Source organism: Nocardia arizonensis (assembly GCF_001310275.1).
Taxonomy (GTDB): Bacteria; Actinomycetota; Actinomycetes; order Mycobacteriales; family Mycobacteriaceae; genus Nocardia; species Nocardia arizonensis.
Genome location: NZ_LGYZ01000121.1, coordinates 179,716 through 194,423, shown reverse-complemented (window position 1 = coordinate 194,423; position 14,708 = coordinate 179,716). Strand labels below are relative to the sequence as shown.

The window sequence follows — 14,708 nt, the reverse complement described above, 5'->3', positions numbered from 1 at the left end:
CCGGAAACCACGGTATCGGCGCCGATGCCGGAGCGACGTCGGCGATCGCGATGACGCGCGCGACCGCGCATCTAGGCTGAAGCCCATGCTGACCGTCGACGAACTCTTCGCCATCGATGACATGCTCTCCGCCGAGGAACAAGAGATCAGGGATACCGTCGCCGCCTTCGCGGCGCGGCGGCTGCGACCGCATATCACGGAGTGGTTCGAGGCGGGCACGCTGCCCGCTCGCGAACTCGCACCGGAACTCGGCGCACTGGGTCTGCTCGGTATGCATCTCGACGGCTACGGCTGCGCGGGCATGTCGGCCACCAGTTACGGTCTGGCCTGTCAGGAATTGGAGGCCGTGGACTCCGGCGTGCGCAGCATGGTCTCGGTGCAGGGGTCGCTGGCAATGACCGCGATCCACCTGTTCGGCTCCGAGGAACAGAAACAGCGGTGGCTACCGGACATGGCCGCGGGCCGGACACTGGGCTGTTTCGGTCTGACCGAACCCGATTTCGGTTCCAATCCCGGCGGTATGCGCACCCGCGCCGTGCGCGACGGCGGTGACTGGGTGCTCAACGGCGCGAAGATGTGGATAACCAACGGTTCGGTCGCGGATGTCGCGGTGGTGTGGGCCCGCGCCGAAGACCGAATCCGTGGCTTCCTGGTCCCGACCGATACGCCCGGGTTCACCGCGCGGGAGATGACACGCAAACTCTCGCTGCGCGCGTCGGTGACCGCCGAACTCGATCTCGATGACGTGCGACTGCCCGCCGAGGCGGTGCTGCCGCAATCCTCGGGTCTGAGTTCACCGCTCGCGTGTCTGAGCGAGGCCCGATTCGGCATCGTGTTCGGCGCGCTCGGCGCGGCCCGGGACTGTCTGGCCGCGACCGTCGACTACGCCCGCACCCGCGAGATCTTCGACAAACCGCTGGCCGCCTACCAGCTCACCCAGGCCAAACTCGCGGATATGGCCCTCGAACTCGGCAAGGGTCAACTGCTCGCCTTGCGGATCGGCAGGCTCAAGGATCGGCACGAGGTGCGGCCGGAGCAGATCAGCGCGGGCAAGCTCAACAGCACCCGCGAGGCCATCGCCATCGCCCGCGAATGCCGGACGATCCTCGGCGCGAACGGCATCACACTGGACTATCCGGTATTGCGGCACGCCAACAACCTGGAATCGGTGCTGACCTACGAGGGCACCGCCGAAGTGCATCAACTCGTCCTCGGCCGGGCGCTCACCGGCGCCAACGCCTTCCGCTGACCGGACAGCCCGGTCGCGACCAGGCCGAGCACCAGCACCGCACCGACCGCGGCCGGCACCGTCGCGAGAATCGGCCACGTCACCGAAGTCGAAACGCCGACTCGATCGAGGGCGACGGCCGAACCGGCTCCCCAGATCGCCAGCGCGGTCAGCCTGCCGAGCTTCGCGAGAGATTTGCCGATCCGCGACAGCGCGGCGACCGAACAGAACTCCGGCCGCCGTCGGATATGCGAGTCTCAGTGCCCGATCGAACCGGTGCTCAGGAAGCCGAGCAGATCGTGGCGGGTGATGACGCCGACGGGCTTGCCGTCATCGACCACCATGAGCGCGTCGGTGTCCGAGAGCGCCTTGGTCGCCGCGGAGATCGGCTCACCGGCGCCGATGAGCGGGAACGACGGACTCATGTGCTGTGCCACCGAGTCGGTGAGCTGGGCGCGACCCTCGAAGACCGCGGACAGCAGATCCCGCTCGGTGACGCTGCCCGCCACCTCACCCGCCATGACCGGCGGCTCCGCGCCGACCACCGGCATCTGCGACACGCCGTACTCGCGCAGGATCTCGATGGCGTCGCGCAGGGTCTCCGACGGGTGGGTGTGCACCAGGTCCGGCAGCTCACCGGATTTGCCGCGCAGGACATCGCCCACCAGCGGTTCGACAGTACTGCCGTCGAGGCCACTCGGCAGGAAGCCGTAGGAGCTCATCCACTGGTCGTTGAAGATCTTGGAGAGGTAGCCGCGTCCGCCATCGGGCAGCAGGACCACGACCACCGAGTCGGGGTCGCGGCGCGCGACCTCGATCGCGGCCACCACCGCCATACCGCACGATCCGCCGACCAGCAGTCCCTCTTCGCGCGCCAGCCGCCGCGTCATCTCGAAGGAGTCGGCGTCGGAGACCGCGATGATCTCGTCGGGCACACCGGGGTCGTAGGCCGAGGGCCAGAAGTCCTCGCCCACCCCCTCCACCAGGTAGGGCCTGCCGGTGCCGCCGGAGTACACCGAGCCTTCCGGGTCCGCGCCGACGATGCGCACCGAACCGCCGGACACCTCCTCGAGGTAGCGGCCGGTGCCGGTGATGGTGCCGCCGGTGCCGACACCGGCGACGAAATGGGTGATCTTGCCCTCCGTGTCGCGCCAGATCTCAGGACCGGTGGTCTCGTAGTGGCTGTCCGGGCCTGCGGGGTTGGAGTACTGGTCCGGCTTCCACGCGCCGTCGATCTCGCGCACGAGGCGGTCGGAGACGCTGTAGTAGCTGTCGGGATGATCGGGCGGCACCGCCGTCGGGCAGACCACCACCTCGGCGCCGTAGGCGCGCAGCACATTGCGCTTGTCCTCGGAGACCTTGTCCGGGCACACGAAGACGCATTTGTAGCCGCGCTGTTGCGCGACCAACGCGAGTCCGACGCCGGTATTGCCGGAGGTCGGCTCGACGATGGTGCCACCCGGCCGCAGGGCTCCCGACTTCTCGGCGGCGTCGATCATCTTCACCGCGATCCGGTCCTTGGAGCTGCCGCCGGGGTTGAGGTATTCGATCTTGGCCGCGACCAAACCGGCGTTCGGACCGACCACCGAGTTCAATCGGACCAGGGGTGTGTTGCCGATGAGGTCCACGACGTGATCCGCGATGCGCATAGCCCCATCGTTGCAGAAGCCCACGCGGCGGTCGCGTCGACGGGTGCCGTCGCGGTCGGGACGCGCCGCGACGACATCCACGGCCGCGGACTCGCCCCCAACCGCGGTCCGCCCGCATAGGATCGGGAAACATGAAGCAGCCCAACATCGCCCGTGCGGCGACAGTGCTCGCGGGTACGGCGGCGGCGGTCGCGCTCGCCGCCGGTGCGCAGGCAGACGCGGCCACCGTGCACTTCGCCGACGTTCCCACCCTCGCCCACGGCGGCGCCTGCTGGACCAGCATCCAGACCTGGGCCGACACCAGTACGGATTGGCCGGGACGCGCCATCCTGAACGTGCGGGCCACCCCGGTGCGTGGCGTCGGGCCGGGCGACTACCCGTTCGCGCCGCTGTGCGAGGTGCCGACGGTGGTGTCGTGGCGCAATCTCGACACGGGTGCGACCGGCCGCTACGACAACAATGTCGTCACCGGTATCTACGGGAGCATCCAGTACTCACTGTTCCAGGACACCGGCCCCGGCCGCATCGAGGTGACCGTCAGCACTGATACCGCGAATATTCCGGCACGCGGAACCTTCGACGTCCCCGCCTGAGCTCTCCGCACATCCCATCCGAGCCCGTACTATTTACAGTCGTGGCACCTCGGATGAACCGGCGCACCGCCGCGGTGACAGGGCTGGCCACCCTGCTGGCCGGGTCCGGCGCGGGCACCGCGTCGTGGGCCGCCTACCGACTGCTCATGGCCCAGGCCGGCGTCGCGCGCGGCGCGATCGGGCGCGACACCTCCAAACCGCCGCAGGCCGACGGCGTCTTCACCGCAGGCTGCGCGGCCCCGGAAGCGTGGCGCCCCGGAAAACCGGTCGACGTCCACCTCATGGTCTTCGGCGACTCGACCGCGGCCGGGCTCGGCTGCACCGACTGTGAGGAGGTCCCCGGTGTGCGCATCGCCCGCGGTCTCGCCGAGGAAACCGGGCTGCGGGTGCGATTGAGCACCAAGGCCATCTCCGGTGCGACCTCGAAGGGCCTGGCGGGGCAGGTGGACGCCATGTTCGTCGCGGGTCCACCGCCGGACGCCGCGGTGATCTTCATCGGGGCCAACGACATCACCAAGAAGCATTCGATCTCGGCCTCGGCGAATCGGCTCGGGGCCGCCGTCGCGCGACTGCGGGCCGCGGGCAGTGTCGTCGTGGTCGGCACCTGCCCGGATCTGGGCACGGTGATGGCGATACCGCAGCCGTTGCGCACCATCGTGCACAACTGGAGCGCCCGGCTGGCGAAGGCGCAGATGTCGGTCACCCACGCCGCGGGCGGGCATCCGGTGTCCATGCGCGATCTCGGTACGGAATTTCTCACCGCGCCCGACCGGCTGTTCGCCGAGGACGGTTTCCATCCCTCGGCCGACGGATATCAACTCGCGGCGGCCCACGTGCTGCCGGTCCTGGTGACGGCGCTCGCTCAGCGCAGAGCCGAGTCACCGCAGGCCCGCTCGGCCCAACGTCGGGGTATCACCGCCCGGTTGCGTGGACTCGTGGAATCACCGGGGTGGCGACTGCGCCGCTCGGCGGATTCGGTACACATAGAAGTGCCAGTACAAAACTGAGCACGGAGTACACAAGGAGCCCTCATGCCCGAGGCAGTTATCGTTTCCACCGCTCGCTCCCCGATAGGCCGGGCCGCAAAGGGTTCGCTGGTCGATATCCGACCCGACGATCTCACCACGCAAATCGTGCGCGCGGCGCTCGACAAGGTTCCGGCGCTCGATCCCACCCAGATCGATGACCTGATCCTCGGCTGCGGTTCGCCCGCGGGCGAGCAGGGCTTCAATCTGGGCCGTGTCGTCGCCGTCGAGCTCGGCTACGACTTCGTGCCCGGTACCACCGTGCACCGCTACTGCGCGTCGTCGTTGCAGTCCACCCGGATGGCCTTCCACGCCATCAAGGCCGGTGAGGGCGACGTGTTCATCTCCGCGGGTGTGGAGACGGTTTCCCGCTACAAGAACGGTTCGGCCGATAGCTGGCCCAACACCAAGAACGCGCTGTTCGCCGACGCCGAGGCCAGGACCGCGGCCACCGCGGAGGGCGGCAAGGGCATCTGGCACGACCCCCGCGAGGACGGGCTGGTCCCGGACGTGTACATCGCCATGGGCCAGACCGCGGAGAATGTCGCCTCCTACGCGGGCATCTCCCGCGAGGACCAAGATCACTGGGGCGTGCGCTCGCAGAACCGCGCCGAGGAGGCCATCAAGGCGGGCTTCTTCGAACGCGAGATCACCCCGATCACGCTGCCGGACGGCACCGTGATCAGCACCGACGACGGCCCGCGCGCGGGTGTCACCTACGAGAAGGTCAGCCAGCTCAAGCCGGTCTTCCGCCCGGACGGCACCATCACAGCGGGCAACTGCTGCCCGCTCAACGACGGCGCCGCGGCGCTGGTCATCATGAGCGACACCAAGGCCGAGGAACTCGGCCTGACCCCGCTGGCGCGCATCGTCTCCACCGGTGTGTCCGGTCTGTCGCCGGAGATCATGGGCCTCGGCCCGATCGAGGCCGTGAAGCGGGCGCTGGCGCTGGCGGGCAAGACCGTCGACGATATCGACCTGTTCGAGATCAACGAGGCGTTCGCGGTGCAGGTGCTCGGCTCCGCGCGGGAGCTGAAGATCGACGAGGACAAGCTGAACGTCTCCGGCGGCGCGATCGCGCTGGGCCACCCGTTCGGCATGACCGGCGCCCGCATCACCACCACGCTGATCAACAACCTCCGTACCTACGACAAGCAGTTCGGTGTGGAGACCATGTGCGTCGGTGGCGGCCAGGGCATGGCGATGGTGCTCGAGCGGCTCAGCTGATCGCCCTGTTCCCGGTTCCCATGGCGTCGCCACAGGGCCGGGAACGGTGTACGGACAAGACGAAGGGGCGGTCGCCGTGGCGACCGCCCCTTCGTGATCGGGTCTCGATCAATCGTTGTTGAAGTAGCTCAGCAGTCGCAGGATCTCGACGTAGAGCCAGACCAGGGTGACCGTCAGGCCGAGCGCCACGCCCCAGGCCGCCTTCTCCGGCGCCTGCGCGCGGATCAGCTGATCGGCGGCGTCGAAGTCGAGCAGGAAGCTGAACGCGGCGATGGCGATGCAGACCAGGCTGAACACGATGGCGAGTGCGCCGCCGTCGCGCAGGCCGAGACCGCCGGAGATGAAGAAGCTCGCGATCAGGTTGCCGACCGCGAGCACCAGCACGCCGATGAGGGCGCCGACCACCATGCGCGTGAAACGCGGCGTGACCCGGATCGCTCCGGTCTTGTAGACCACGAGCATGCCCGCGAACACGCCGAAGGTGCCGAGTACGGCCTGGGCGATCAGCGCGCTGCCGCCGACCCCGCCGAATTCGACATTGGTGAACATGAACGACAGCGCACCGAGGAACAGACCCTCGGCGACCGCGTAGGACAACACGATGGCCGGGTTGTCCATCTTGTTGGCGAAGGTGGCGATCAGCACCAGCACCAGGCCGACCAGGCCGCCGACGATGACGAACACCGGGGCGAGTGCGGTATTGGCGTTGGTGAGGCCGTAGGAGATGATCGCCGAGATGGCGAGCACGGCCAGAGTGATGCCGGTCTTGGTGACGACATCGTCGATGGTCATGGCCCGGGTGGCGGTGGCGGGCTGATACGGCTGCTGATAGGGCTGCGGCTGTCCGTACTGGTTGCCGAACTGACCGGCGCCCGTCACCCCCGATCCGAAGTTGGCGTAGCCGCCGACGCCCTCCTGCCGTGGCAAGTTTCTGAAGACCGGATTGCTGGAGCTCCGCAAAGCACGCCTCCTGTTCGAGTGCCGATGCAACGGATGCTACCGGCAAAGTTCGTCCAGTTCAGTCTGGGGACTGACCGTTATGCACCATTCAACGTACGGACAAGGACCGTTGGTTCCGCATACGGGCGCGAACTTCGTCACCCGCGTTGGATGTCGTGCAGACCCCGCACCGAACGGGTCACCGTGAACTTGCGATTGCAGCCGACCACGTCGGTCTGGCCGACCATCCGCTCCACCACGCCCCGGTAGTTCAGATGGGAGTTGTACACCGTCCACAGCTCACCGCCGGGACGCAGCACCCGGCCGGTCTCGGCGAACATCTTGATGGCCGAGCCGGTGTGCACGGCCGCGCCGACGTGGAAGGGCGGATTGCAGAGCACGAGATCGGCGCTGTTGTCCGCGGCCGAACTCATGGCGTCGTCGCGCACCACGCGCACCCGGTCGCCGACATCGTTGGCGGCGGCGGTCGCCAACGCCGAGGCCACCGCGGCCGCGGACTGATCGGTGCCGACGACCCGGATGCCGGGCCTGGCCTTGGCCAGCGCCACGGCCAGGATGCCGGTACCGCAGCCGAGGTCGATGGCGTCGCGGGCATCCGGTTTCATCCGCGTGAGGTGCTGGAGCAGGAATCGGGTGCCGATATCGAGGCGCGAACCCGAGAAGGCCGCACCGTGCGCGACCACCTCGAGGTCGAAGTCCTCGAGCCGATCGCGCATCGGGAACTGCGGTTCGCCCGTGGGCTTCGGTCCCGCGACCAGCAGCGTGCGCGACTTCTGCCGTCCACGGCTGGCCCGCACCTCTGAAAAGAACTGGGCGAGGGTGTCGTTCATCGACTTGGTCAGGTACTTGTCGCGCCCGCCCGCGACCACCGTGACTCCCGGATGGGCGTATCGCGCGATGGCCTCGGCGATCTCGGCCAGTCCCGCCAGTGCGCGCGGCAGCCGGAGCAGCACCACTTCGACATCATCGAGCAATTGTTCGGAGAGCGGATAGGCGGTGTAGCGATCGGCCAGCCCGAGCGCGCGCGCGTTGTTGGCGAGGGCCAATTCGCCGGTCAGCAGGTCCTGATGGACGCGCACCTCGCGCAGATCGTGCGCGACGACGGAGCCGAGGGTCAAGGCGCCGTACGCGTCCCCGATAACCGCAACTCTTCCGCTACCCGCGGCGGCGGTGGCTTCCCCGGCGACGTCGAGGATCAGCCGATCGGCGGCATCGACGGCATAGAGGTTCAGCGCCTCCACATCCGGATACCGGCGCAGCCGGGCTAGTACGTCCTCGACATCTCCCACGGCTCAAGTGTGCTAGATCGTTGCCCGATAGTCGCGACTGGCCCGGAATTTCTCATCGATTCCGGTCGCGACACACCGGGAGACACACGGGCGCAACGACTTTCGCACGGTCCGCGCGAGACACGCGCGGCACCGATCCGCCGACTCCGCGAGCGAGCCCGACCGCACGTCGCCGGCCGCGCCGGAAGGCGCGCGGGACCGCGGGATTCGCGTCCACGACGGCATCGAGCGTCCGGTCACCGAGGCCCGCCGCCACCCCGCGCGATAGCTACAGGTTACGGCCGTATTCGGGTACTCAGGGTACCGCCGCACGCATACTCCGGGGCTATCGCCGGTTCGGCGACACCGCGACCCGCCCAGCCGATACTCCCTGGTCGAAACACCTTGGCCGACAGACAGATTGTCGACCCCGGTGAGCAAGACCACACTCCCACTGTTCGAGGATACGATCCGTCATCCGAAACCCCGCCGGACGGGACGGCTTCCCGTACCGCCGAATGAGTCCGAAGCGATACCGAATTCGCTAGGTAGCATCTTTTTGGCAAACATATCTACCGGTCGGTTTATGCCGAATCACCGTGCCGCCGCGAGTTCCTGAGTTCCCGGCATTCCGTCAGTAACATCGATCACATGCGTACCAGGACTGTGCTGACACTCGCCGTCACCGCGGCGCTGCTCGCAGGCTGCGGCGACGACAGCGATTCGACGCCGTCCGGCACTTCCGCGACCAGTACCACCAGCACCTTCGCCGAATCGCCCGCCCAACTCCCGGTCGACGCGCTACCCAAGCGCGGCGCGCCATCTCGGGACGCCGGCGTCACGGTGACGGACGTCCGTATCGGCGCGCAACCCGGATTCGACCGGGTCGTCTACGAACTCGGCGGTACGGGCACTCCGGGCTGGATCGTGCAGTACGCCGACCGCGCGGTCCAGGACGGCAGCGGCAAGGTCATCGATATCGCGGGCCGCTCGATCCTCGAGGTCGAGATCACCGGATCGGCCTATCCGTTCGACAGCGGCGTGACGCCATACTCGGGTGCCGATCCCGTCGTGAATCCGGCCGTTCCCGCCGTTACCGGGGTCTATCGCACCCTCGTCTTCGAGGGCACGACCCAATCGTTCATCGGCCTCGACGCCGACCGTCCGGCCTTCTCGGTGACCGCGTTGAGCGCACCGACCCGCCTGGTCATCGATATCGCCCGCCCCTGACATCGCCCGAAACCCGGACCCGACCGCACACCGTAGGCGGCCGCGAGAGATCATGCCGTCGTTCGGTATCGATCCGAGCACGCCGAGCTGCCGCACCGGGGTAGAGCAAGTACGGTCGGAGGTCCGATTCGGCGTCGCGAATCGGATGCACAGCGGGAAGAAGGGCGAACCGATATGCGACGACTGGAACGAGTGGGACTGGCCGCGGCCGCGGGCGCCGCCGTCACCGGCATCCTCCTCGTCGGCGCCTGCTCACGGCAGGTCAGCGGCATGGCAGAGGTCAACCGCACGGATCTGGCCGCCTACAACTCCGATGTCACGGCCTCCTCTGTCGCCGCGTCGAGTTCGCGGGCCGCCGCCGCGCACGCCGCCACCGAATCGGCCTGCGATGCCTTCTTCGCGGCCAACGAGAGCTCGGTGGCCGGGTTCAACGCCTATATCGAGGCAGGCAACAAGAACGCGCCGGACGCCAATGCCAAGGCCGACGCCGCGGTCACCACGCTGCGCGCCGGCGCGCAGACGGTCGACCGGGCGATCACCAGCCAGGTGAACACCGATATCGCGCAGAAGCTGCACGCCTACCGCGACGACACCAACGCGCTCGCGGGCACACTGGAGCGACGCGCCGACGTGGACACCCTCAACGCCGCTATCGACAAGTTCAACGCCACCAAGAACACCGCGCGCGACTCCTGCCGCGCGTTCTGAGACCTCAGACGGCCAGATCCGCCCGCACCGGCGAACTCGCCGAAAGCGCCGTGTGGCCGTCCAGGAAATAGACCAGCACCCAGTTCCTGCGGGCGCGGCGGTCGATGACGTCGAAATAGCGCCGTCCCTCGGCGGTGTGCTCCCAGGCGCCGAAATCGCCGAGGACGAAGATCCGGTCGCAGCCCTGACGCACCGCGGCCCGCACCGACGCCAAGGCGTGACTCGTATTGCCGTGCAGGTCACCTGTCATCAGAACACTCCCCATCCCCCATGCTCGCAGCCGGGGGCGCCCGCGGCATCCGCACAACTACCCGGTTGGGTAGGTGGTCCCGCGCCCGCGGACGGGAGATTTGGCCGAAAATACCGATCGAATGTCCGGGTATCTCTCTCGGCGCCGATCGAACTCCGGGAAAGCTGAGATGCGGAACACACTTCGGCGGAAGGACGGTTATGAGCGGTAAGTCCCACCACTACGACGTGCTGGTGATCGGTTCGGGATTCGGCGGCAGCGTCACCGCGCTGCGCCTGACCGAGAAGGGTTACCGGGTCGGGGTGCTGGAGACGGGCCGCCGCTTCGCCGACGGCGAATTCGCCAAGAACTCCTGGCATATGCGCCAGTACCTGTGGGCGCCGAAATTCGGCTGCTACGGCATCCAGCGCATGACCCTGCTCAACGACACCTTCATCATGAGCGGATCGGGCGTCGGCGGCGGATCGCTGGTGTACGCCAATACTCTCTACGAACCCCCGGAGACCTTCTACCGCGACAAGCAGTGGGCCCATATCACCGACTGGCGCGAGGAACTTGCGCCGCACTACGACCAGGCCTCCCGCATGCTCGGCGTCACCACCAATCCGGCGACCACGCCGTCGGACCGGGTGCTCATGGCCGTCGCGGAGGATATGGGCATCGGCGACACCTACCGCCGCACCCCGGTCGGTGTTCTGTTCGCGGACAAGGACTCCCGGCCCGGACAACAGGTCGCCGACCCTTACTTCGGTGGCGAGGGCCCCGAGCGCGCGACCTGCACGCACTGTGGCGAGTGCATGACCGGATGCCGCCATGGCGCCAAGAACACGCTGGTCAAGAATTATCTGTACCTGGCGGAGAAGGCCGGGGCCACGGTCCATCCCCTGACGACCGCGGTCACCGTGCGCCAACTGCCCACCGGCGGCTACGCGGTCGACACCGTGCGCACCGGACGCTGGATCCGCAAACGGCCCACCACTTTCACCGCCGACCAAGTCGTGTTCTCCGCCGCCGCGCTCGGCACCCAGCAATTGCTGCACAACCTCAAGGACGACGGCATCCTGCCGAACATCTCCGATCGACTCGGCGAACTGTCGCGCACCAACTCCGAGGCCGTCCTCGCGGCCAAGGCGCGCGGCAAGGACACCGATTTCACCAAGGGCGTGGCGATCACCTCCTCCATCCACCCCGACGCCAGCACCCACATCGAACCCGTGCGCTACGGCAAGGGCAGCAATGCGCTGAGTCTGCTCACCACAGTGCTGGTCGACGGCGCGGACGGCAAACGGCGCTGGGTGCTCGGCCTGCGCGAACTGTGGCGGCAGCGGCGCGATCTCATCACCATCCACAATCCGCGGCACTGGTCCGAACGCATGATCGGCCTGCTGGTGATGCAGAACGTCGACAACTCCATCGTCACCTACAACAAGCGCGGACTGTTCGGTCGCCGCATGACCACCCGCCACGGTGACGGCGCCGCGCCGCCCGCCTGGATTCCCGTCGGCAACGACGTGACCCGCCGGGTCGCCGCCAAGATCGACGGCATTCCGCAGGGCAGCTGGACCGAGATGGTGAACATCCCCATCACGGGGCACTTCATCGGCGGTTGCCCGATCGGCGACTCGCCCGCGACCGGTGTCGTCGACCCTTACCAGCGCCTGTACGGCTACGAGGGTCTGCATGTGGTGGACGGCTCAACCATTTCGGCGAATCTCGGCGTCAACCCGTCGCTCACCATCACCGCGCAGGCCGAACGCGCGATGTCGCTGTGGCCCAACAAAGGTGAGACCGACCCGCGACCCGCACTCGGCGCCGCCTACAGACGGCTCGAGCCCATCGCGCCCAAGAATCCGGTGGTCCCGCAGGCCGCGCCCGCCGCACTGCGCCTGCCCATCACCCCCGTCTGATCCGGCGTGTTCGCCCGTGGCTGACCAGTGACGGTGGCGCGCGGGCGGAATCCGCGCCACACTCGAGGCCATGACCCGGAACTCGTTCGGAGCGCGCGCGGGCCGGGGCGGTGCGCGGTGACGGCACTGTCGCGCGGTGAGAACCGCCCCGCGCCCGGTGACCGGCTGACGGTCACCGTCACCTGTTCCGCGCCCGTCGACGTGTCCGCCCTGCTGCTCGGCGCAAACGGCAAAGTGCGCTCCGACGCCGATTTCATCTTCTTCAACCAGCCCGCGGGCCCCGGGGTGACCTACCGGCACGGACGGGGCGCGGGCGATGCCGTCGACGTGGTGACCGGCGCGCTGCCCGCCGACGTCGACAAGGTCGTCGTCACCGCGAGTCTGGACGGCAGCGGGCCGCCCACCTTCGCCGCTGTGGGTTCGTTGCTGGCCACCATCGGATCGCTCTCGGGGACACTCACTTTCCCCATGACCGGGCTGAGCACCGAGACCGCCGTGGTGTGCGTCGAGATCTACCGGCGCGGCGGGGCATGGAAGGTGCGCGCGGTCGGTCAGGGGTACGACAACGGACTCGCGGGCATCGCCACGGCGTTCGGCGTGGATGTCGAGGCCGAACCGGAGCCGACGCAGGCACGGTACTCGCCGCCCGCGCCACCGCGGCAGCCCGCGCCGGGAAACTACGCACAGCCCGGATATCCGCCCTCGCCCCCCGGTTACCCGGCCGCGGCAGCCTATTCACCGCCCGCCCCGACGTCAGCACCACAGCAAGGAGCACGGCCGATGCAGAGCGACCTGTTCAACCCGAACTTCGCCGAGGCCAATGGCGTCGGCATCCAGAAGCAGGGCGGCAAGATGATCAAGGTCGCCGTGAACGGCGAGACGATGGCGCGGGCGGGGGCGATGGTCGCCTACCAGGGCGAGTTGCACTTCCAGGCGCTCGGGTCGGGCGGTATCGGGCGCGCGATCCAGGCGCGGCTCACCGGTGAGGGCGTGCCGCTGATGAAGGTCTCCGGCCGCGGCGATCTGTTCCTCGCCAATAACGCCGCCGATGTGCACACCATCGACCTCGACGGCAGCGACGGCCTCACCATCAACGGCTCCAATGTCCTGGCCTTCGACCCGACCCTGCGCTACGACATCAGGCGGGTGCAGGGCGCGGCCGGATACGCCAGCAACGCGGGTCTGTTCAACTGTGTGTTCACCGGTGTGGGCCGCATCGCGATCACCACGCACGGCACCCCGGTCGTGCTCGATGTCGACCAGCCCACCTACGCCGATCCGCAGGCCGCGGTGGCGTGGTCGTCCAGTTTGCAGACCGGAATGAAGCGCAACGACTCCTTCGGACTCGGACGGCTCATCGGCCGCAGCACCGGAGAGGGTGTGACACTGGCGTTCTCCGGCCGCGGCTTCGTCATCGTGCAGCCCTCCGAACTGCCCCCCGGCGGTCTCGTCGGCGGCACCGGCGGCGGGGAACAGGCGGGCCAGCGGGGCGGCGGGGTATTCGGCGGCATACTCGGCTGAAAGCCCGGGTCCGGCGCGGCGGCACGTATTCCTCGGCGCTCGGACCGCGCCGTTGTGCGCGAAGGTTGCGCCGGAAACCGACAACCGCCCGCCTCGCCCATTGTCGGTCCGCCTTGGTAGAAAGTCGTGACGATCACGGGCACTGCCGGAAGGGGCGGGCAAATCACATGACCATCGGCGACCATCTCCAGGAGTTCGGCGGGTTGCCCGCCTACACCTTCCCGGATGCCGAGACCGAAGAGAAGAAGGCGGTCACGCTGCCCGCGGCGGACGCGGTCGCGTGGCGGCTGAGCGTGGAACACTACGACGGCCAGGAGACCTGGGGCGAATGCTTCACCCGGTTCCTGTACGCCGTCGACACCGCGAACGTGACGGCCCTGATCGTGGGCACCTGGAAGGACGTGTACGACACCGGGCCCGACGAGGTCGTCGAGGCGCTGTGCTCGGCCGCGGACCGGCTGCCCGCCCTGCGCGCGCTGTTCCTCGGCGACATCGTCATGGAGGAATGCGAAATCTCCTGGATCAACCAGGGTCTGGTCACCCCGCTGCTCGAAGCCTTTCCCGGTCTGGAGGTCTTCGGGGTGCGCGGCGGGCAGAACCTGCGGTTCCCGGCATTGCGGCACGAGAAACTGAAGTCACTCATCGTGGAAAGCGGCGGCCTGCCCGCCGATGTCGTGCGCGGTATCGCGGCGAGCGATCTGCCCGCGCTCGAACACCTGGACCTGTGGCTCGGCACCTCCGAATACGGCGGTGACAGCGAGGTGGCCGATCTCGCGCCGATCCTGTCCGGTGACCGGCTGCCCGCGCTCGAACATCTGGCCCTGCGCAACAGCGAGACCCAGGACGACATCTGCGCCGCGCTGGCCGGGGCGCCGGTGGTCGCCCGGTTGAAGAGTCTGGACGTGTCGATGGGCGTGCTCACCGACGACGGTGTGGCGGCGCTGCTTTCCGGTCAGCCGCTCAGTCACCTGAACGTGCTGGACATGCACTACAACTACCTGTCCGAGGGTATGCGTGGTCGTCTGCGCGAGACGCTGGAACCCGCGGGCGTTCGTCTCGAACTCGACGCAGGCGACGCCGAAGAGGACAGCGGCGACGACGACGCCACCGTCTGGCGATACGTCGCGGTCGGCGAGTGAGTG

The 14,708-nt window shown here is 68.2% G+C and carries 13 protein-coding genes; 9 read left to right on the top strand and 4 right to left on the bottom strand.

Annotation, left to right across the window (positions count from 1 at the left end; all coding sequences use genetic code 11):
- Positions 1–85 precede the first annotated feature (85 nt).
- On the top strand, positions 86–1,249 hold the full coding sequence (locus APZ21_RS27910) for an acyl-CoA dehydrogenase family protein (RefSeq protein ID WP_054816230.1): 1,164 nt from the start codon (positions 86–88) through the stop codon (positions 1,247–1,249).
- 236 nt (positions 1,250–1,485) lie between these two features.
- On the opposite strand, the gene APZ21_RS27905 is transcribed toward APZ21_RS27910, so the two are convergent.
- Positions 1,486–2,877 carry a cystathionine beta-synthase gene (locus tag APZ21_RS27905; RefSeq protein WP_054816304.1) on the bottom strand — a complete coding sequence of 464 codons (1,392 nt, stop codon included), beginning with the start codon at positions 2,875–2,877 and terminating at the stop codon, positions 1,486–1,488.
- Positions 2,878–3,008: 131 nt separating this feature from the next.
- Between APZ21_RS27905 and APZ21_RS27900 the strand changes: the two genes are divergently transcribed.
- The 3 genes from APZ21_RS27900 to APZ21_RS27890 are packed head-to-tail and all read left to right on the top strand — an operon-like array spanning position 3,009 to position 5,722.
- Positions 3,009–3,470, top strand: coding sequence for a hypothetical protein (locus APZ21_RS27900; protein ID WP_054816229.1), 462 nt, complete (start codon positions 3,009–3,011; stop codon positions 3,468–3,470).
- A 53-nt stretch (positions 3,471–3,523) separates the two neighbouring features.
- Complete coding sequence (locus APZ21_RS27895) at positions 3,524–4,477, top strand: SGNH/GDSL hydrolase family protein (RefSeq protein ID WP_054816228.1); 954 nt, start codon at positions 3,524–3,526, stop codon at positions 4,475–4,477.
- Between the two features lie 24 nt (positions 4,478–4,501).
- On the top strand, positions 4,502–5,722 hold the full coding sequence (locus APZ21_RS27890; protein WP_054816227.1) for an acetyl-CoA C-acetyltransferase: 1,221 nt from the start codon (positions 4,502–4,504) through the stop codon (positions 5,720–5,722).
- Between the two features lie 108 nt (positions 5,723–5,830).
- Here the strand turns inward: APZ21_RS27890 and APZ21_RS27885 are convergent, their stop codons facing one another.
- Complete coding sequence (locus tag APZ21_RS27885; RefSeq protein ID WP_054816226.1) at positions 5,831–6,682, bottom strand: Bax inhibitor-1/YccA family protein; 852 nt, start codon at positions 6,680–6,682, stop codon at positions 5,831–5,833.
- Positions 6,683–6,819: 137 nt separating this feature from the next.
- Entirely contained in the window at positions 6,820–7,971 is a 1,152-nt protein-coding gene (locus tag APZ21_RS27880; RefSeq protein ID WP_054816225.1) for a class I SAM-dependent methyltransferase, read from the bottom strand.
- Positions 7,972–8,601: 630 nt separating this feature from the next.
- On the opposite strand from APZ21_RS27880, the gene APZ21_RS27870 reads away from it, so the two are divergent.
- A complete protein-coding gene (locus APZ21_RS27870; RefSeq protein ID WP_054816223.1) occupies positions 8,602–9,180 on the top strand; it encodes an AMIN-like domain-containing (lipo)protein in 579 nt (192 codons plus the stop codon).
- A 174-nt stretch (positions 9,181–9,354) separates the two neighbouring features.
- Positions 9,355–9,888, top strand: a complete 534-nt coding sequence (locus tag APZ21_RS27865) for a hypothetical protein (RefSeq protein ID WP_054816222.1) — start codon at positions 9,355–9,357, stop codon at positions 9,886–9,888.
- A gap of 4 nt (positions 9,889–9,892) precedes the next feature.
- Here the strand turns inward: APZ21_RS27865 and APZ21_RS27860 are convergent, their stop codons facing one another.
- A complete protein-coding gene (locus tag APZ21_RS27860) occupies positions 9,893–10,138 on the bottom strand; it encodes a hypothetical protein (protein ID WP_156371369.1) in 246 nt (81 codons plus the stop codon).
- A 200-nt stretch (positions 10,139–10,338) separates the two neighbouring features.
- Here APZ21_RS27860 and APZ21_RS27855 point away from each other — a divergent pair, with 200 nt between their 5' ends.
- The 3 genes from APZ21_RS27855 (at position 10,339) to APZ21_RS27845 (ending at position 14,705) form a co-directional block, all read left to right on the top strand.
- Positions 10,339–12,045: a GMC oxidoreductase gene (locus APZ21_RS27855; RefSeq protein WP_054816220.1), complete on the top strand. Its 1,707-nt coding sequence runs from the start codon at positions 10,339–10,341 to the stop codon at positions 12,043–12,045.
- A 117-nt stretch (positions 12,046–12,162) separates the two neighbouring features.
- Positions 12,163–13,566: an AIM24 family protein gene (locus tag APZ21_RS27850; protein WP_054816219.1), complete on the top strand. Its 1,404-nt coding sequence runs from the start codon at positions 12,163–12,165 to the stop codon at positions 13,564–13,566.
- Between the two features lie 167 nt (positions 13,567–13,733).
- Entirely contained in the window at positions 13,734–14,705 is a 972-nt protein-coding gene (locus APZ21_RS27845; RefSeq protein WP_054816218.1) for an STM4015 family protein, read from the top strand.
- The last annotated feature ends 3 nt before the right edge of the window (positions 14,706–14,708 follow it).